A 17,035-nucleotide genomic window follows, 5' to 3' on the forward strand; every position below is an offset into this window, starting at 1 on the left:
ACAACTCTCGCTGGCGGATGTCGGTCCTGGTCGCCGGTCACGCGGTGGACGACCTCTACCAGGGCGCCGTGCCGGCCGTCGTGCCGTTCTTCGTGCTGGAACGCGGTTACAGCTACCTCGCGGCGGCCGGCATCACGGTCGCCGCGACGCTGCTGTCGTCGGTCGTGCAGCCGTTGTTCGGGGTGCTGACGGATCGGCGGCCCATGCCGTGGCTGGTTCCCGTGGGCATGACGTTCGCGGGTGTGGGCATCGGGTTGTCCGGGCTGAGCGACTCGTACGTCCTCACGTGGCTCGCGATCGCGTTGTCCGGCCTCGGCGTGGCCGCGTATCACCCGGAGGCCGCCCGGCTCGCGCGTCGCGTGGCGCAGGACAGTCACGTCGGCATGAGCTGGTTCGCGGTGGGCGGCAACGTCGGGTTCGCGCTGGGACCGGTGCTCGTCACGCCGGTGCTGGCGTTCGGGGGCCTCGCGTGGAGCCCGTTGCTCGCCGTTCCCGCGCTGGTGGGAGGCGTGTTGACGTTCGCGGCGCTGCGAGGCGTGCACGGCGCTTCGGCTTCGGTGCCTGTTGCGGCCGGACGGGACGACTGGGGTCAGTTCAGCCGGCTGACCGCGGTGATCGTCGCGCGGTCGATGGTGACGTTCGGGCTCGGGACGTTCCTCGCGATCTGGGTGTCGGATCGGGTCGGTGGTGGCCCGGCGGCCGGTGCGGCGGCGTTGGTCGTGCTGTTCGGGGCCGGTGCCGCGAGCACGTTGCTCGGCGGCGTGCTGGCCGGGCGGTACGGGCGTGTCCGGGTGCTGCAGGTGTCGTATGCGGCCGCGGTGCCTGCTGTCGCTGGTGTCGCGTTGGTGCCCGGTCCACTTGTTTTCGTGATGGTGGCGCTTACGGCCGTGGCGTTGTACGTGCCGTTTTCGCTGCACGTCACCCTCGGCCAGGACTACCTGCCCAACCGGCTCGGCACGGCCAGCGGCGTCACGCTGGGTCTCGCCGTCAGCGTCGGTGGCTTGGGATCGCCGGTGGTCGGTGCGGTCGCGAGCGCTTGGAACCTCCAGTGGGGACTGTTGTCTCTCGTAGTGCTGCCCATCGTCGCGTGGGTGGCGGCACGCGGCTTGCGATCACCTGTGCGCGTGTAGCTCCATGCGCGCTCTAGCCGCTGTGACTACCGTGGAGCGCGTGCGAGTGGCGACCTGGAACGTGAACTCCGTCAAGCAACGCGTGCCCCGCCTGCTGCCGTGGCTCGACCAGCGACAGCCGGACGTCGTGTGCCTGCAGGAGACGAAGCTGGCCGACGACGCCTTCACCGCGCTGCTCGGCGACGCCCTGAAGGAACGCGGCTACGAGGTGGCGCTGTTCGGCGAAACCCAGTGGAACGGCGTGGCCCTGCTCTCCCGCGTGGGTCTGGAAGACGTAGCGGTAGGCGTAGCCGGCGCACCGGGTTTCCCACACGTCGAGGCCCGCGCCGTAGCCGCGACGTGCGGCGGCGTGCGCGTCCACTCGCTGTACGTGCCGAACGGCCGTGAGCCCGAATCAGACCACTACAAGTACAAGCTCGAATGGCTCGCCGCACTCCGCGACGTGCTGGAAGCCGGACCCGCGGACGCGCTGGTGTGCGGCGACATCAACATCGCGCCGGCCGACGCCGACCTGTTCGACCCCGAGGCCTACATCGGCCAGACCCACGTCACCGAACCCGAACGCGCAGCCTTGCAGGCCATCGAAGCGTTGGGGTTCCACGACGTCGTGCGCGACCGGTGGCCGAACGAGCGCATCTTCAGCTACTGGGACTACCGGGCCGGCATGTTCCACCGCGACCTCGGCATGCGGATCGACCTGATCCTCGCGTCCAGCTCGGTCGCGCCGCGGGCCAAAGCCGCCTGGATCGACCGGCACGCGCGCAAGGGGACCGGGCCGAGCGACCACGCGCCGGTGATCGTGGACCTGGACGAGGCCCCGGACGGGGACATCGGGCCCGTGGTGCCGCCGCCGTCGTCGCCGGGCTCGAAGAAGAAGGTCAAGCTGCCGCAGGCGAAGTGATCGCTAGATTGATCAGATGGTCCCCGGAGTACCCGACGTCCCGTTCGACCGCTGGTGGCACGCGATGCGTGACGTCGCCGCGACCGAGGACACGGCACGCGCCTGGCGTGAGCACCGCTACACGTTCGCGCATCAGCTCGGGAGCGCGCTGGCCGGCGGTCTGACGGGACCGGCCGTCTACGGGGTGTGGCTGCAGTGGGGACTGCTGTACGTCGGGCAGACGCTGGAGGCCGGACGCAGGCTGAAGGACCTCGCGATCGGCGAAAGCCACCACCTGGCGAACACGTTCCCGCCCGAGATCTGGCACCGCGTCGCGGTGGTGGCGTGGTCGCAACTCCCGCACGCCGCCGCGGCGATCGACCGGTTCGGCGTCAAGGCGGTCGGCGAGGGGCTTGAGCACCGGTTGCAGGCCTCGTTGCGGCCGCTGGCCAACTCGGCACGCCGAGTGCCGAAAGGCGGCTGGCGTGAGGTCGCCTGGGAGCGCAGCAACTCGCTGGGCGCCCGCACCGGACCGCAGATCGACGAGCTGTTCGTTGCCCTGCAAGAGGTGTGGGACGTCGCGGGAGCATCGCCGGACGGCGCGGACCTGCCGTCAGCCGCCCGCGTCGTGTTCCCGTCCCGGATGCTGAGGTCCTGACCGCAGCGTCACGGTGAAGGCGGCCCCGCCCTCTGCGGCAGGCCCGGCCGTGATCGTCCCACCCATCCGCGTCACCAGCCCGTGCACCAGCGCGAGCCCCACCCCGGTCCCGACGGGCCGGGAGTCCTGGTACCGCGCGTGCAGCACCCCGCGATCGAACGCCACCGCGTAGTCCTCGGCGGCCAGCCCGGGGCCGCCGTCCCGCACCTCCAGCACGGACGACAGCGCGAGCACGACGGGGCGACCGGCAGGCGTGACGCGCAGGGCGTTCTCCATCAGGCCGTCGATGACCTGGCGTAGGCGCCGTGCGTCGGCCTGCACGACCGGCGAGGCGGACACCTCAAGAGAGAAGTTCACGCCTCGGGCGTGGCAACGGGCGTGCCACACCTCGGCTGCCGTGCGGACGACCGGTTCCAGGGACACGGTGGCCATGTCCAGGCGGAAGTCGTCGGCGCCCAGGCGGGCGAGGTCGAGCAGGTCGGTGACCAGGCGGTCGAGGCGGCGGGACTCCTCCAGGATCACGGTGCCCACGGGGGCTACCTGTGCGCCGGAGACGACGCCGTCTGCCAGGGATTCCGCGAAGCCCGTCACGGCGGTGAGAGGGGTGCGTAGTTCGTGGGAGACGGACAGCAGGAAGTCGCGTTGGCGGGATTCGCTGCGTTGCAACGCGTCTGCGAGGGAGTTCACGGCCGTGCTCACCTCGGCCAGTTCGTGGGTGCCGGCGACCGGGACTCTGAGGTCTCGGCGGCCCGCGCTCATGGCGTGGGCCACGGAGGCGACTCGGCGTAGCGGGCGGGCCAGGAACGTGCCCAGGGCCAGGCCCGCGACGCAGGCGACGGCCAGGCCTATGCCCAGGGCGCCGAGGATGTTGCGGACCAGCTTGCGGTAGGTGCCGGTGGTCTCGGTCTCCTGGACCAGGGCGAAGCCGCCCGCCCCCGACGGACGGGCTTCCACGTTCAGACGGCCGCTCACCCCGGACACAGGAGAACCCGACAGCACCCCGCGGTACTCGATGGCACGGACCGCGCGGACCGCGGCGCGGTCGTCGCCGGTGACGTCGCCGGAGGCGGTGATCCGGACGATCGCGATGTCCTGGCCCTCCAGGATCTGTTCCACGCGGTTGTTCGAGATCTGACTCGCCACGACGTCTGCCTGGGAACGCAGGAACTCGCGGCTCACCTGTTGTGAGGTCGAGAGCACCAGGCGCAGTGACACGAAGCCGGCGACGACGACGGCCACGAACGCGACTCCCAGGCACAGCAACGCGATTCGGCCGGCGAGGTTCACGACGCGTCCGCCGAGTAGCCGACGCCGCGCACTGTCCGAATTGGACTCAACGCGCCGAACTTGGCTCGGAGCTGGGCTATGTGGACGTCGACGGTTCGTGTACCGGCCACGGAGGAGTAGCCCCACACGGCGGAAAGTAGTTGCTCGCGCGAGAACACCTGACGTGGATTCTTCATCAGGTACGAAAGCAGCCCGAACTCCGTCGACGTCAACGACACCTCGTCCGCGCCGGCGAACGCTCGCCGTTCGCCGACATCGAGCCGTACCGAACCCACCTGCAGAACGTCCGACACGGGGCCGGACGAGCGGCGCAGGACCGTGCGCACGCGCAGTGCCAGTTCGCGTGGGCTGAAGGGCTTGGTGATGTAGTCGTCGGCGCCCAGTTCCAACCCGAGCAGGCGGTCCACCTCGTCGTCGCGGGCCGTCACGAACAGCACGGGCGTCCAGTCGCCGGCGGCGCGCATGGCGCGGCAGACCTCGATGCCGTTCAGCACGGGCAGGCCGACGTCCAGGACCACCGCCACGGGCGACAGCGACCGGACCGCGGCCAGTGCCGCGTCCCCCGAGGACTCCAGGTGCACGCCGAAGCCGTCGCGCCTCAGGTACAGCGCGACGAGTTCGGCGATCGCCGGTTCGTCCTCCACGACGAGCACCAGGCCACGTTCCACGCGTTCACCCCGGCTGGTTGATGTCCGACTCGATGCTGTTCAGCGTTGATTCCACATCATCGAGGTCCGACACCGGAGCCTCACCCCGGCACGCCGTCAGGGACACCAGCAGAACCAGAGCCGCGACCCACCTCACTTGGACCCGCAGTGCTCGGACTTGAACTTGGCCACGCGCTCGCCGGCCTTCGCCAACTTCACGAGCTGCGCGTCCCGCAGCTTCAGCCGCGCGTCGAGGACGTCCGCGCGGGCCGTGTTGCCGGCCTTGCGGGCGTCGGCGGCCTTCTGCTCGATCCACTTCTTCGAGCCCAGGGTCTCCGGACTGCCGTTGATCTTGTCGGTCAGCGCCTTGACCTTGGCCTCGACCCGGGGCACGCGGTTCGAGCAGATCTGCTGCACCTTCTCGGGGCTGATCGTGATCGGCTCCTGCGCCGACGCGGTGCCCGCGCCCAGCAGCAGCATCCCCAGCACGAGCCCACCGATTCGCGAAATGTTCATGGCACAGAACGATGACCGCTCACGATCAGAGCACGGTCCGCCGAATGTTCGGGTTCTGCAAAGATCACCTCGGCATCGTCAGCGCAGGGAGATGCCACGCGCTGCCGCCGCCTGCGCCATCGGCCGCAACCGGTCCCACACCCGTTCCGACCGAAGCTCCTCCGCCGCGCTCACCGCCCGCAGCCCCACGGCCTGCCCCTCGTCGAGGTCGCCGTCGAGGAAGTGGCAGGCGGCCAGCGCGGTCAGGCAGAACGTGCCGCTGCGCGCCATCGCCGGCCCGAACCCCTCGATCGCCGACGTCAGCGCCGGAATCGCCAGCCGGGTGTCACCGAGCTCGGCGTGGATCGTGCCGGTCATCGCGGTCAGGTCGGTCTCGTCGTGGAACCGCGCCCAGTCCGGCGTGCGCGCCATGTCCGCGGACGCGAACGAGTCGTGTGCCCTGCCCAGTGCGCGCAACGCCTCGGCGGAACGGCTTTGGCGCGCGTACGCCCACGCCTCGTTCAAATACATGATGCTCGACGCCAATGGTGCGAAAGCGCCCCGCTGGAAGTAAGCCAGCGCATCACCCGGTGCGCCGTGATGCAGATGGACGCGCCCTCGCCGGTAAACGATGTTGGTCGTCAGGTCTTCGTCGTGCCGCGCCAAATCCAGCGCACGGTCGAAATGGTGGTAAGCGGCCCCGACCTGACCGCAGTCGAACGACGTCCACCCGGCCAGGTTGTGCAGATCCGCGACGGCGGACAGCAGGCGCGCCCGCACGATGTCCGAGGCTTCGGCGTCCAGAAGCTGTTGCGCCCAATAGATCCGCACGACGACCGCGTCGCGGCACGCCCCTCCGCCGTACTGGTAGTCGACCGAACGCAACGAACGGGTCTGCGCCTCCAGCTGCTCCACATCGCTCGTGCCGATGCGGCTGGAGTGCGGAGGAGGGAAGAAAGCGGGATCCGCCATGGAGTGCACCTCTGCGCGGCCGTTGGAATCCGAGCGTAGGGCCCGCGCGACCCGCTGAGAAGAGGGGCCGCGTCGAGTGGAATCCGGCGGAAGAAGTGATTGAGCAGGTATAAATCCGGGTATACGTGCTCTGGTTGGCGAGCGCATTCTGTGCATATGAGGCGACGCGCGCACCTGCGGCTGGTGACCTCCGGCGAAGTCGTGGACACGACGCTGACGGCGGTGCTGAAGGCCGAAGACCTGGCTGAGGAGCTCGGCCTCGACCCTGAAGCCCGAGTGACGTGCGCCTGGCATCGCTGCTGGTTGCACCAGTGCGTGGACTCACCGCCGGACACCGCGGCGAACGGGCAGTTCGTCAGGGCTTACCTGACGAGCATCGCCGCGATGAACGCCGTCACGCACGCACGGTAGAACGACCCGGAAGAACTAAACCTGGTGGGTGAAGACGGCGGCCTCCGGGAGATGGCTCGGAGGCCGCTGGCTGTCCTCCGGCACGTCGAGCAACGCCCAGATGATGTGCCGGCCGCCACCGGCCGGCGTCTCGCCCATGGTGAAGTTGCAGACGGCAATGGACGCGACGTTGTGCCGCATGACGTGCCACTGCTTGAGGTCGAAGCGTGCGGTCGTGCGCACGGCAACGGACATCTTGTCGCCGCGCATGCGCAGCAGCAGCGCGAGGGGGCTGTCGTCCTCGATGTGCGACACGAGCTCCACGGCCACCTGCGGCGCCACGTCGAGCAACGACTGGACGCCCCACCGTTCGCAGGCGCGTTCGGTGATCCGCTCGGCCACGTGCGGCAGGCATCGGCACGTCGGCAGTTGCGCGTCCACCCGGTCCTCGTGCCGGAGCCGCACCACCGCGGCCAGCGCTTCCGGCGTCGTCGAGTACATCGGGATGTGCCGGGGAAGACCACGTGACTCCAGCGTCGACCGCAGCTGGTGATCACTGACGACGAGGCTCAGCGAGATGCCCGGCCAGCGGGCCGCGGACAGCCACACGACGTCGAACAGCACGAGCAGCGCGGGCGACTCGGCGACGAGATCGTCCAGCTCCACCACCACGCCGACGAGCTCCTTGGTCGCGCAGTCGAGCAGCACGTCCTGCGCGCGCATGTACGTCGTCCAGTCGAGTCGCCCGCTGAGCCGGACGACGAGCACGCCGTTCTGCTCCCGGACGTCCACCCCGAGGCTGTCACCGGCCATGATCCCGTCCCTCCCGCAGGCCCGTCCCCAAGCCTTCAAGACTGATGGGGTCACCACATGGGCCCTAGGGTGTAACTACCCGTGTTTCCACGTTGGTGCCTCCGGGGGACCGCGTTGCAGCGGGCGATCGCACCGACCTAGGGTGCGGGCTGTGGGCGGTTCGCTTTCCCCAGGTCGCAGAGGCAATTTGCCTGCTGACACAACTACTTTCGTCGGCCGCAAGCACGACGTCGCCGAGGTGCGAAGGCTGCTGTCCGAGTCGCGCCTCGTCACTCTTACGGGTGTTGGTGGCGTCGGCAAGACGCGGCTGGCGTTGCGTGCTGCCGCCGAGACGAGCAGGGCGTTCCGCGACGGGGTGTGGTTCGTCGAACTGGGTGGCGTCACCGATCCGGAACTGGTCGTGCACACGGTTCTGGAACAATTGGGCGTTCGCAACGACACGGTCCGCATGCACCGCACGGTCCTGATGGAACACCTGCGCGACCGGCAGACGCTGATCGTCCTGGACAACTGCGAGCACGTCGTCGGGGCCACCGCACGCCTCGTGGACGCGTTGCTGCGCGGTGTCCCGAGTCTGCGCGTGCTCGTCACCAGCAGGGAACGCCTCGGCATCGACGGCGAGCACCTCTGGCAGGTCGCGCCGCTGCCGCAGGACCCGGCGCTGGCGCTGTTCGCGGAACGGGCCGCCGCCGTCGAACCCGGATTCGCCCTCACCGCGCGCAACCACGCCAAGGTCAGCCAGATCTGCGCCCTGCTCGGTGGAATCCCATTGGCCATCGAACTGGCCGCGGTGCGCCTGCGCGTGCTCAGCCTCGACCACCTGTCGTCCAGATTGGACAACACGTTCCGGGTGCTCGCGGACGGCAAACGCGGCGGCGATCCGCGCCACCAGACGCTGCACGCCGCCGTCGACTGGAGCTTCCACCTGTGCACGCGGGCCGAGCAGATCCTGTGGGCGCGGGCGTCGGTGTTCGCCGGCACGTTCGACCTGGAGGCGGCGGAACGGGTCTGCTCCGGTGACGGCGTCGCGCCAGAGCAGGTCATGCACTCGCTGATGGGCCTGGTCGACAAGTCGGTCGTGGTGTCGGAGCAGCACCCGTCCGGCACCCGGTTCCGGCTGCTGGAGCCGTTGCGCCAGTACGGCCTGGAGAAGCTGCGCGACGCCGGCCGCGAGCAGGTGCTGCGCGAACGGCACCGCGACCACTTCATCGAGTGGGCCGAGCGGCGCGAGAAGGAGTGGTTCGGCCCCGCCCAGCCGCAGATCTTCTCGCTGACACGCCTGGAACACCCGAACCTGCGGTCCGCCCTGGACTTCTGCTTCGACCACGACACCGACCACTGCGTGCACCTGGCCAGCACGCTGTGGTTCTACTGGGCGGGCTGCGGCATGCTCGGCGAGGGCCGGCACTGGCTCGACCGCGCCGTGGCGAACGCGAAGCCGGGTCCGTTGCGGGCCAAGGCGTTGTGGGTCAACGGTTATGTGTCGACGTTGCAGGGAGACCTGCCCGCGTCGACGCGGATGCTCGACGAGTGCCGCGAGTACGCCGCCGCGTCGGGCGACGGTCCCGCGCTCGCCTACGCGACCCACCGCCTCGGCTGCACGCACCTCGTCGGCGACGACCTGCACCTCGCGGACAGCCTGTTCGAGGAGGCCATGCGCCTCTACCAGGGCCAGGGCACGGTCAACAGCCACACCATGCTCGCCGGCGTCGAACTCGCTATCTCCGCGACGTTCCAGCACGACTTCGCCGCCGCGGAACGGCTCTGCGTCGAGGCCAGGGCCGTCGGCGAGGAACACGGCGAGCTGTGGGCGCAGGGGTACGCGGTCTACGGGCTGGCCCTGTGCGCGTGGGTCAGCGGTGACCTCGTGCGCGCCGACCGGCTCGGCCGGGAGTGCCTGCGGATGAAGCGCTCGTTCCACGACCTGCTGGGCATCGTGCTCGCGATAGAGGTGCTGGCCTGGATCTCCGCCTCGCAGGGCGACGCGGTGCGTGCGGCCACGCTGCTGGGCGCCACCAACGAGATCTGGCAGTCGGTGGGCTATCCCATGTTCGGGTCGCGCTACTTCGGCGCCCCGCACGGCGAGTGCGAGTCGGCGACGGTCTCCGCGCTCGGCGAGCACGAGTTCCGGGAGATGTTCCGCAAGGGCATGGACCTCCAGCTGGAGGACGCCATCGCGTTCGCCATCGGTGAGGAACAGGCCGAGGATCCGGCACCCGTCGTGGCCCTGACCCCGCTGACCCGCCGCGAGCAGCAGGTCGCCGACCTCATCGCCGGTGGCAGTTCGAACAAGGAGATCGCGGCCAGCCTGGTGATCGCGCGCCGGACCGCGGAGGGGCACGTCGAGCGGATCCTGCAGAAGCTCGGCTTCACCTCACGCGCGCAGATCGCCACCTGGGTCACCGAACGACGCAGCTAGTCGACGCAGCTAGTCGATGCACGGGATGCCGTCGTTGGGCGGCGGGGGAGGCGGCGCGGTGGCCAGTTCGGTCACCTTCGCCCGCACCTTGGCCTGGTCCACCCTGTTCACGTCGAGCCCGCCCAGGTGCGCGCCGCCCTCGATCGGCAGCGTGTCGAACCGCACCTCGGACGGGATGTTCCTGGCGAACTCGATCAGGTCGAACCGCGCGTCCAGCACGACGTCCTGCTTCGCCATGTCGATCATCGCCTGCACGGCGGTGACGTCGGCGCCCTTGAGCCTCTTCGCCACGGCCGACAGGAACGCCTGCTGCCGCCGCGTGCGGTCCAGATCTCCGTTCGGCAGACCGTGCCGCTGCCGCACGAACGACAGCGCCTGGCCCGCGTCGAGGTGCTGCGGCCCGGCCGGGAAGTCCGCGCCGGACAACGGGTCCTTCGCCGCGTTGCGCAGGCACACGTCCACGCCGCCGAGCCCCTCGGCGACGTGGAAGAACCCGATCAACGAGATCTCCACCAGGTGGTCGATCGGCTGGTTCAGGAACGCCGACACCGTCTGCACCTGGGCCCTGCGTCCCGCCTCACGCCCGGCGCGTTCCAGCTCGCGCTTGTCGTGCGTGCCGGCCTCGCGCAGCCGGTCCTCCTCGACGATCTTGGCCCGGCCGTAGGCCTCCTTGATCTTGCCCTCGCCGCCCGAGGTCAGCGGCACGAGGTTGTCACGCGGCACGGACATCGCCACCGCGGGCCCGGAAGCGGGGATGTGCAACAGGATCAGCGTGTTCGCGTTGTAGCCGCCGCGGTCGCTCTCGCCCGCCTGCATGCGCCGCAGCACGTCGTCGGGCAGCGGTTCGCCGTGCAGGTCCAGCCTCGTGGTCAGGCCCATGATCAGGATGTTGCGGCCGGACTCCGAGCGGGGCGCGTCGTCCGGGATCGCGTAGGACCGCTCGACGCCGGTCGAGATGGTGGACACAGTGGACCAGGCGAACGCCGAGGCGGCGAGCAGGACCGCGCTCAGGCCCAGCCAGGCGGTGCGCGTCAGGACGAGAAAGACCGTGCGGTGATAGCCACCACCTGATTGCATGAACACGACACCCCCTGAACTATTCTAGGTGTTCATGGGGGTTCAACTGCCCAGTCTCGCCGCGCTCGCGATGCTGGCGGTGTTCACGCAGACGGGGGTCTGGGTGGACGGGGGCGACATCGGCTGGGCCTTCGGCGTGTGGCTGGTGGGCGGCACGGTCGTGGCCTCGGCACTCGTTCGTCGCATCGGGTTGTGGACGGTGGCACCGGCGCCACCTCTCGTTTTCGTCGTCGTCGCGGTGGGCAACGCGGCCTGGGAGCGGCAGTCGAAGAGGCTGCCGTCGTGGGGGAGCAGCAAGGAGTTCGCCGCAGACGCGATCCCGTGGCTGGTGAACGGGTTTCCGTGGATGGCGGCGGCGGTCGGCGCGGCACTGCTGGTCACGGTCGTCCGCGTTTTCATTGGGGGAAGAAGGAAATGCAGGTCTTCGTCGACAGAAGCGGCGGTAGACGGGTAGCGGCGAGGCTGATCAGCTGGTCCGTCGCGAGTGGACTGATCCTGTTCGCCGCCGTGGTGGGTGGCACGCTGCTGGGAGCGTGGTGAAGCGCACGCCACGGTTGCACTGGATCTCCATCCTGCTCGGGCTGCTCGTGCTGATGAGCGTGGTGTCGTTCCACGCCTACGCCGCGATCAGGCCCGTGCCCGTGCAGCAGACGGGAGAGCACCGCGAGCTGCCGGAGGGCACGCTCGCGCTGGCGTTCCACGGCGGCCCCGACCCGAAGTGGACCCCGCGCACCCTGGAGAGGTTGCGGGCCGCCGGTGTCAAGGCGACCTTCTACGTCACCGGGGCCCAGGTCACCCGCCATCCCGACGTGGCGCGGCGGATCGTCGCCGAGGGGCACCGGATCGGCCTCGACGGGTTCCGCGCCGAGGGTGATCTCGCCAACTCGCTCAACGTCGCCTTCGCCCAGGCCGCGCTCGCCGACGCGCTGGGTGTCCACACGCGACTGGTCGGCGCTCCTGCCGAGGTCGACAGCGGCGACCGCGAGTACCAGGACATCGGCACGCTGGTCCGGATGGCGTTGCAGGACAAGGGTGGCGTCGTCCGGCTGCACGACGACGGCAGCATCGGCGGCGACATCGCCCGCGAGCTCGCGAAGCAGCCCGGCTACCGGTTCGTGCTGATCAGCGACGAGCAGCCGGTCGCGGCCTCCGCGCGCGAACGGTTCACCGGCGCGGTCACCACGTGGTCGCAGCGCAACGGCGGCATCGTGCTCGTGCTGTTCGGCACGGCCATCGCGATCGCCGCCCTGCTCGGCCTGCTGCGCACTCTCATGCAGCTCGGCCTCGCGCACACCGACCGCCGGCTGCGGCGTGAGAGCGAGGAGGAGCCGCCGCCGTGGCACGCGCCGCCGGTCTCCGTGGTCGTCCCCGCGTTCAACGAGGCGCTGAACATCGTCGCCACCGTCAGGTCCATCGCCGGGAACGACCACCTGGCCGACGTCGAGGTGATCGTCGTGGACGACGGCTCGACGGACGGCACCGCGGACATCGCCGAGGAACTGGACCTGCCCGGCGTCACCGTGATCCGGCAGGCCAACCAGGGCAAGCCCGCGGCGTTGAACGCGGGCATCCGCGAGGCGACGCACGACGTGCTCGTGCTGGTGGACGGCGACACGATCTTCGAGCCGGACACGGTCGGCCAGCTCGTGCAGCCGTTCGCGGACAACGACGTCGGCGCGGTCTCCGGCAACGCGAAGGTCGGCAACCGGCAGGGTCTGCTCGGGCGCTGGCAGCACCTGGAGTACTGCGCGGGGTCCAACCTGGACCGGCAGATCCTGCACGCGCTGCGCTGCATCCCGACGGTGCCGGGCGCGGTCGGGGCGTTCCGCAGGGCCGCGCTCGTCGACGTCGGCGGCGTCAGCGACGACACGCTGGCCGAGGACACGGACCTCACGATGGCCGTCACGCGCGCGGGCTGGCGGGTCGCCTACCGTCCGGAGGCCAAGGCCTGGACCGAGGCGCCCGCCACCGTCCACGGCCTGTTCAAGCAGCGCTATCGCTGGTCGTACGGCACTTTTCAGGCGATGTGGAAGCACCGCGGCGCGTTGGTGGAGAACGGGCCGATGGGCCGGTTCGGCATCCTTTACCTGCTGGCGTTCCACCTGCTGCTGCCGTTGCTCGCACCGGTGATGGACCTCTTCGTGCTGTACGGGTTCCTCGTCGCGGACGCACCGCTCGCGTTGATCGTGTGGGCGGTGTTCCTGCTGATCCAGACGGCGAGCGCGGGCTACGCGCTGCGGCTCGACGGCGAGTCGCTCAAGCCGTTGTGGGCCTATCCCCTGCAACAGGTCCTGTACCGGCAGCTGATGTACGTCGTGGTGATCCAGTCGTTGATCACGGCGGCGCACGGCACGCAGTTGCGGTGGATGTCGGTGCGGCGCACGGGCCGGCTCATGGACGCTCCCGGTACGGTGCACGTCACCTGAGCCGAGGGAGGCCGGTGTGGGTCGCACGCCCCTGGACGCACCGGCGCGTCAGCAGGAGGTCTTCGCCGCCGTGCTCGGAGTGCTGGCCGAGGTCGGCTACGCGCGGTTCAACATGGACCTGGTCGCGGGCAGGGCACGTGCCAGCAAGGCGAGCCTCTACCAGCGCTGGCCGTCCAAGGCGCGGCTCATCACGGACGCGCTGAAGGCCAACCTGCCCCGGCTGTCGCAGCCGGACGAGGGGACGTTCGCCGAGGACGTCCGCCAGATCCTGCTGGCGTGGTACGAGCCGAGGCCGTTCGATACCGCCGGGATCTTCCTCGGGCTGCTCGAGGGCAGCCGCCAGGACGCCGACCTCGCGTGCCTGCGCGAGGAACACGTCGACCGCGCCTACACCGAGCACCTCCGGGTCGCCGTGGACCGGGCGAAGGACCGGGGTGAACTGCCGGGCGACCTGAACGCCGACGTCCTCATCACCGCGCTGATCTCGACGTTCGTCCTGCGGTCAGAGGAGCAGAACGTGATCGACAGCATCGTCGACGGCCTGTTGAGACCGCTGATCGGCACCTTTAGGGCCAAATAACTCGTCAAAGAGTAGTTTCTTCGCTACGTTCGGTCATGGATTCAAAAGAACAGTTCTGTTCTGTTGAGGGGGATTTCCCGTGACTGAAGCTGCCGTCTGCCCGGTCCTGCACGAGCGCGACCACCCGCTGCAGCCGCCGACCGGCTTTCCGGAGGCCGTCGGCGACGGACCGGTGAAGATGCTCTGGCCCAACGGTGTCGAGGCCTGGGTCGTGTCCAGCTACGCCGGTGTCCGGCAGGTCCTGTCCGACGCGCGGTTCAGCACCCGCAAGGGCGGCCAGCCCGAGATGCGCACCGACGAGGGCGAGACCGTGCTCGACCCCGACCAGCCGGGCAACATCAACGGCATCGACGGCGCCGAGCACATGCGGTTGCGCCGCCCTCTCTCGCGCGGCTTCATGGTCAAGCGCATGAACGAGCTGCGTCCGCGCATCCAGCAGATCGTCGACGAGCACCTCGACGTGATGGAGGCCAAGGGCGCTCCCGCGGACCTGGTCACCTCGCTGTGCCTGCCGCTGCCGTCGCTGGTGATCGCCGAACTGCTGGGCGTGCCGCCGGAGCACCAGGAGCTGTTCCAGGCCACGGCGGGCGACCTGTTCGGCAAGAACGGCTCGAAGGACGAGTACCTCGCGCACGCCACCAAGCTCGCCGAGGTGCTCGCGCCGATCGTCGCGGAGAAGAAGGCCGCCGGCTCGAACGACGACATGATCGGCCTGATGGCCAACGACACCGACTTCAGCATGGACGAGCTGATCTTCCTCTGCATCGGGCTGCTCGCGGCCGGGCACGAGACCACGTCGAACTTCCTCGGCCTGTTCACGCTGCACCTGTTCGAGAAGCCCGACCAGCTGGAGATCCTCCAGCGCGACCCGAGCCGCGCGGACGTGATGGTCGAGGAGCTGATGCGGTACACGGTGGGCCAGCTCGGCGGCTCCGGTCTGATCCGCAGGGCGACCGAGGACGTCGAGGTCGACGGCGTGCTGATCAGGGCGGGGGACTGGGTGAGCGTGTCGCTCATGGCGAACCTCGACGAGGCGCTCTGCCCGCGGGCCGGGGAGCTCGACCTGGAACGGGACGCCGTGTCGCACCTGGGGTTCGGTTTCGGGCCGCACCAGTGCCTCGGCGCCAACCTGGCCCGCGCGGAGCTGCAGATCGGGCTTCGGTCGCTGTTCGAACGGTTCCCGAACCTGCGGCCCGCCGTGCCCGTGACGGAGTTGAGGTACCGCAACGACATGATCACCTATGGCGCCGCCGAGATTCCGGTGGTCTGGTGACGACAGTCCGGATAGACCAGACGAAGTGCATCGGATCGGGCCAGTGCGTGCTCGCCGCACCGGACGTGTTCGATCAGTCGGATGACGACGGGCTCGGCCTCGTGCTGGTCGCCGAACCGTCCGCCGACCTGCTGCCGGGTGTTCGTGACGCGGTGGACAGGTGTCCCGCTCAGGTGGTGAGCCTGGAAGAGTGACTTGATCGGCCGTTCCGGTGAGGAGCAATTACCGGAAATGGATTCAGTTCGGCGGTGCTGACACCTTGTTGGCCCCTTTCCGATCACCACGGCCGTCCGAAATCGTAGGCGCGGCCACCACGGCGTTGTGGTGGCCGCGCCGACGTGTTCCGGGAAGGTCCAAAGACCCTTCCCGACCAGGCCCGACAGAGGGATGGTGGCGGCGGCGCGGTGAATACCGGCGGTGTGTAGCGGGTACCTCTGCAACGGGTGCGCGGCGCACGTCAGGAGGGCCAACCTATGTTCAGCGGCGAAGCTTTTCCGGCTCGCGTGGACAAGACCGACGTGCGGCATGTCGAATCTCTGACAAGTGCGCTTCGGGCACTCGATCACGAATATGGCGGCGGTGCCTGCCGGGACGCCTGCGTCGCGTTGCTGAACTGGGCGAACCCGCTGCTCGACACCGCCTCCGCAGGACGGGTCCTGCACCGCCTCCAGGTGGCCATCGCGGACCTGCACAACCTGGCCGGCTGGGCGTCGTTCGACATGGGACTGCTGGAGTCCGCACACCTGCACTTCGGCCGTGCGATGGGCCTCGCGCGCGCGTCCGGCAACAGCGCGCTGGAGGCGAACATCCACTACCGGATGGGCCGCGTGCACCTGCACTACGAGCTCGCCGAGGACGCTTTGGCGTCGTTCCAACGAGGTCTGCCCATCGCGCAGGCCAGCGGATCCACGCTGGCCGTGTCGATCCTGCACGCCAACGAGGCGTGGGCGTTCGCGAAGATGGGCGCGGAAAGGCAGGCGTTGCGCCAGTTCGCACGTGCTGAGGACGAGTTCGGACAGTCCGTCGCCGAGGACGCACCGCCGTGGGCGCGGTTCTTCGACCTCGCCGACCTGGTGTCCATCGGCGGCATGGTGCACACCGAACTCGCACGCACGTGCGACGTGAAGTACGCGCGGACGGCGATCCCGCTGCTCACCAGGGCCATTTCCGCCGGGGGAGAGGAAACGTCGCGCAGCCAGTCGTTCCGGCTGGCCGCGCTGGCGATGAACCACCTGGTGCAGAACGACACCGAACGCGCGCGCGAGGTCGGGGAACAGGCGATCGCGGTGTCCGGTCCCATCCGCTCGGCCCGCACCCGGGATCGCATGCGGCCGTTGAAGCAGGAGGCGGAACGGTTGCGGGGCAACGAGGCCGCGGACGATCTGGCGTCACGTCTGGGGAAGTTCATGACGTCACAAGGAGCGGCCTAGCAGCGTGGAGGCGTCACCGGGGCCCGAGGAGAGGTTTGGGCTTCGGGCCCCGGCGACACCGTCTGAAGGGGAGCGGCGCCCCGCTGGGGGGCCAAGACGCCGCTCCGGTCTGGTGCGTCAGCAGCGGATGCTGGTCTCGGCGCGGTAGGTCGCGGCGCCGGAGTACCACTCGGCGAACGCGTTGGTGCAGGTGTCCAGGGTGTCCGTGCCGTAGGACCAGAGTTCCTGCTGCCGGTAGCTGCCCGCCTTGCGGCCCGCGTGCGCGTACGGCTCACGTGAGGACTCGCTGCCCCACTTCGCGATGATGACGAACACCGGGGTGTAGGGCGCGCCCGCGTTGTGCACGCTGTCCCAGGTGTAGATGTACGCCCAGTTCTTGCCGCAGCCCTTGAACTGCTTGACCGAGGCCCACTTCTGCCCGCCGGAACCGATGTAGCCGGTGGTGCCGATCTGCGTCACCGGTCCGCAGCCGGGGGCGCTCTCGGCCTGGGCCTGGCCGGACGTCACCACTCCCAGGAACAACGCCGCGACGGCGAGGAAGGTTGTCCGCTTCATGGG

18 protein-coding genes are annotated in these 17,035 nt (G+C 69.5%); 11 read left to right on the forward strand and 7 right to left on the reverse strand.

Annotated elements, in window-relative coordinates:
- Nucleotides 1–17 precede the first annotated feature (17 nt).
- The 3 genes from ACIQF0_RS41355 to ACIQF0_RS41365 are packed head-to-tail and all read left to right on the forward strand — an operon-like array spanning nt 18 to nt 2,668.
- Nucleotides 18–1,130, forward strand: coding sequence for an MFS transporter (locus ACIQF0_RS41355; RefSeq protein WP_401039663.1), 1,113 nt, complete (start codon nt 18–20; stop codon nt 1,128–1,130).
- A gap of 31 nt (nt 1,131–1,161) precedes the next feature.
- Nucleotides 1,162–2,031, forward strand: coding sequence for an exodeoxyribonuclease III (locus ACIQF0_RS41360; protein ID WP_360042042.1), 870 nt, complete (start codon nt 1,162–1,164; stop codon nt 2,029–2,031).
- A gap of 16 nt (nt 2,032–2,047) precedes the next feature.
- Complete coding sequence (locus tag ACIQF0_RS41365) at nt 2,048–2,668, forward strand: hypothetical protein (protein ID WP_401039366.1); 621 nt, start codon at nt 2,048–2,050, stop codon at nt 2,666–2,668.
- Here ACIQF0_RS41365 and ACIQF0_RS41370 read toward each other — a convergent pair.
- From ACIQF0_RS41370 to ACIQF0_RS41385, 4 genes are all read right to left on the reverse strand, one after another.
- Complete coding sequence (locus ACIQF0_RS41370; protein ID WP_401039368.1) at nt 2,624–3,955, reverse strand: histidine kinase dimerization/phospho-acceptor domain-containing protein; 1,332 nt, start codon at nt 3,953–3,955, stop codon at nt 2,624–2,626. The genes ACIQF0_RS41365 and ACIQF0_RS41370 overlap by 45 nt on opposite strands.
- Nucleotides 3,952–4,623, reverse strand: coding sequence for a response regulator transcription factor (locus ACIQF0_RS41375; protein ID WP_401039371.1), 672 nt, complete (start codon nt 4,621–4,623; stop codon nt 3,952–3,954). The genes ACIQF0_RS41370 and ACIQF0_RS41375 overlap by 4 nt, the downstream gene beginning before the upstream one ends.
- A gap of 132 nt (nt 4,624–4,755) precedes the next feature.
- Nucleotides 4,756–5,118 carry a hypothetical protein gene (locus tag ACIQF0_RS41380; protein WP_319978567.1) on the reverse strand — a complete coding sequence of 121 codons (363 nt, stop codon included), beginning with the start codon at nt 5,116–5,118 and terminating at the stop codon, nt 4,756–4,758.
- Between the two features lie 78 nt (nt 5,119–5,196).
- Nucleotides 5,197–6,069, reverse strand: coding sequence for a hypothetical protein (locus tag ACIQF0_RS41385; RefSeq protein ID WP_401039374.1), 873 nt, complete (start codon nt 6,067–6,069; stop codon nt 5,197–5,199).
- A gap of 156 nt (nt 6,070–6,225) precedes the next feature.
- On the opposite strand from ACIQF0_RS41385, the gene ACIQF0_RS41390 reads away from it, so the two are divergent.
- Nucleotides 6,226–6,480, forward strand: coding sequence for a hypothetical protein (locus tag ACIQF0_RS41390; RefSeq protein ID WP_401039377.1), 255 nt, complete (start codon nt 6,226–6,228; stop codon nt 6,478–6,480).
- A gap of 15 nt (nt 6,481–6,495) precedes the next feature.
- On the opposite strand, the gene ACIQF0_RS41395 is transcribed toward ACIQF0_RS41390, so the two are convergent.
- Nucleotides 6,496–7,272, reverse strand: a complete 777-nt coding sequence (locus ACIQF0_RS41395; RefSeq protein WP_401039380.1) for an STAS domain-containing protein — start codon at nt 7,270–7,272, stop codon at nt 6,496–6,498.
- Nucleotides 7,273–7,459: 187 nt separating this feature from the next.
- On the opposite strand from ACIQF0_RS41395, the gene ACIQF0_RS41400 reads away from it, so the two are divergent.
- Nucleotides 7,460–9,691, forward strand: coding sequence for an ATP-binding protein (locus ACIQF0_RS41400; RefSeq protein ID WP_401039383.1), 2,232 nt, complete (start codon nt 7,460–7,462; stop codon nt 9,689–9,691).
- 9 nt (nt 9,692–9,700) lie between these two features.
- Here ACIQF0_RS41400 and ACIQF0_RS41405 read toward each other — a convergent pair whose 3' ends face one another.
- Nucleotides 9,701–10,768 (reverse strand): LCP family protein, encoded by a 1,068-nt coding sequence (locus tag ACIQF0_RS41405; protein ID WP_360042068.1) that lies wholly within the window; start codon nt 10,766–10,768, stop codon nt 9,701–9,703.
- Nucleotides 10,769–10,802: 34 nt separating this feature from the next.
- Between ACIQF0_RS41405 and ACIQF0_RS41410 the strand changes: the two genes are divergently transcribed.
- The 6 genes from ACIQF0_RS41410 to ACIQF0_RS41435 all read left to right on the forward strand — a co-directional run bounded on the left by ACIQF0_RS41410 (nt 10,803) and on the right by ACIQF0_RS41435 (nt 16,477).
- The gene (locus ACIQF0_RS41410) at nt 10,803–11,222 is read left to right on the forward strand and encodes a DUF6542 domain-containing protein (protein ID WP_401039386.1); all 420 of its coding nucleotides are present in this window, start codon (nt 10,803–10,805) and stop codon (nt 11,220–11,222) included.
- Between the two features lie 82 nt (nt 11,223–11,304).
- The gene (locus ACIQF0_RS41415) at nt 11,305–13,194 is read left to right on the forward strand and encodes a bifunctional polysaccharide deacetylase/glycosyltransferase family 2 protein (protein WP_401039387.1); all 1,890 of its coding nucleotides are present in this window, start codon (nt 11,305–11,307) and stop codon (nt 13,192–13,194) included.
- A gap of 16 nt (nt 13,195–13,210) precedes the next feature.
- Nucleotides 13,211–13,774 (forward strand): TetR/AcrR family transcriptional regulator, encoded by a 564-nt coding sequence (locus ACIQF0_RS41420; protein ID WP_401039388.1) that lies wholly within the window; start codon nt 13,211–13,213, stop codon nt 13,772–13,774.
- A gap of 79 nt (nt 13,775–13,853) precedes the next feature.
- Nucleotides 13,854–15,047 (forward strand): cytochrome P450, encoded by a 1,194-nt coding sequence (locus tag ACIQF0_RS41425; RefSeq protein WP_401039390.1) that lies wholly within the window; start codon nt 13,854–13,856, stop codon nt 15,045–15,047.
- On the forward strand, nt 15,044–15,241 hold the full coding sequence (locus tag ACIQF0_RS41430; protein ID WP_360042083.1) for a ferredoxin: 198 nt from the start codon (nt 15,044–15,046) through the stop codon (nt 15,239–15,241). The genes ACIQF0_RS41425 and ACIQF0_RS41430 overlap by 4 nt, the downstream gene beginning before the upstream one ends.
- A gap of 309 nt (nt 15,242–15,550) precedes the next feature.
- Nucleotides 15,551–16,477, forward strand: coding sequence for a hypothetical protein (locus tag ACIQF0_RS41435; protein ID WP_401039393.1), 927 nt, complete (start codon nt 15,551–15,553; stop codon nt 16,475–16,477).
- 117 nt (nt 16,478–16,594) lie between these two features.
- Here the strand turns inward: ACIQF0_RS41435 and ACIQF0_RS41440 are convergent, their stop codons facing one another.
- Complete coding sequence (locus tag ACIQF0_RS41440) at nt 16,595–17,032, reverse strand: hypothetical protein (protein WP_401039396.1); 438 nt, start codon at nt 17,030–17,032, stop codon at nt 16,595–16,597.
- Nucleotides 17,033–17,035 lie beyond the last annotated feature (3 nt).

The sequence above is a fragment of the Lentzea sp. NPDC092896 genome (assembly GCF_044754905.1).
Taxonomy (GTDB): Bacteria; Actinomycetota; Actinomycetes; order Mycobacteriales; family Pseudonocardiaceae; genus Lentzea.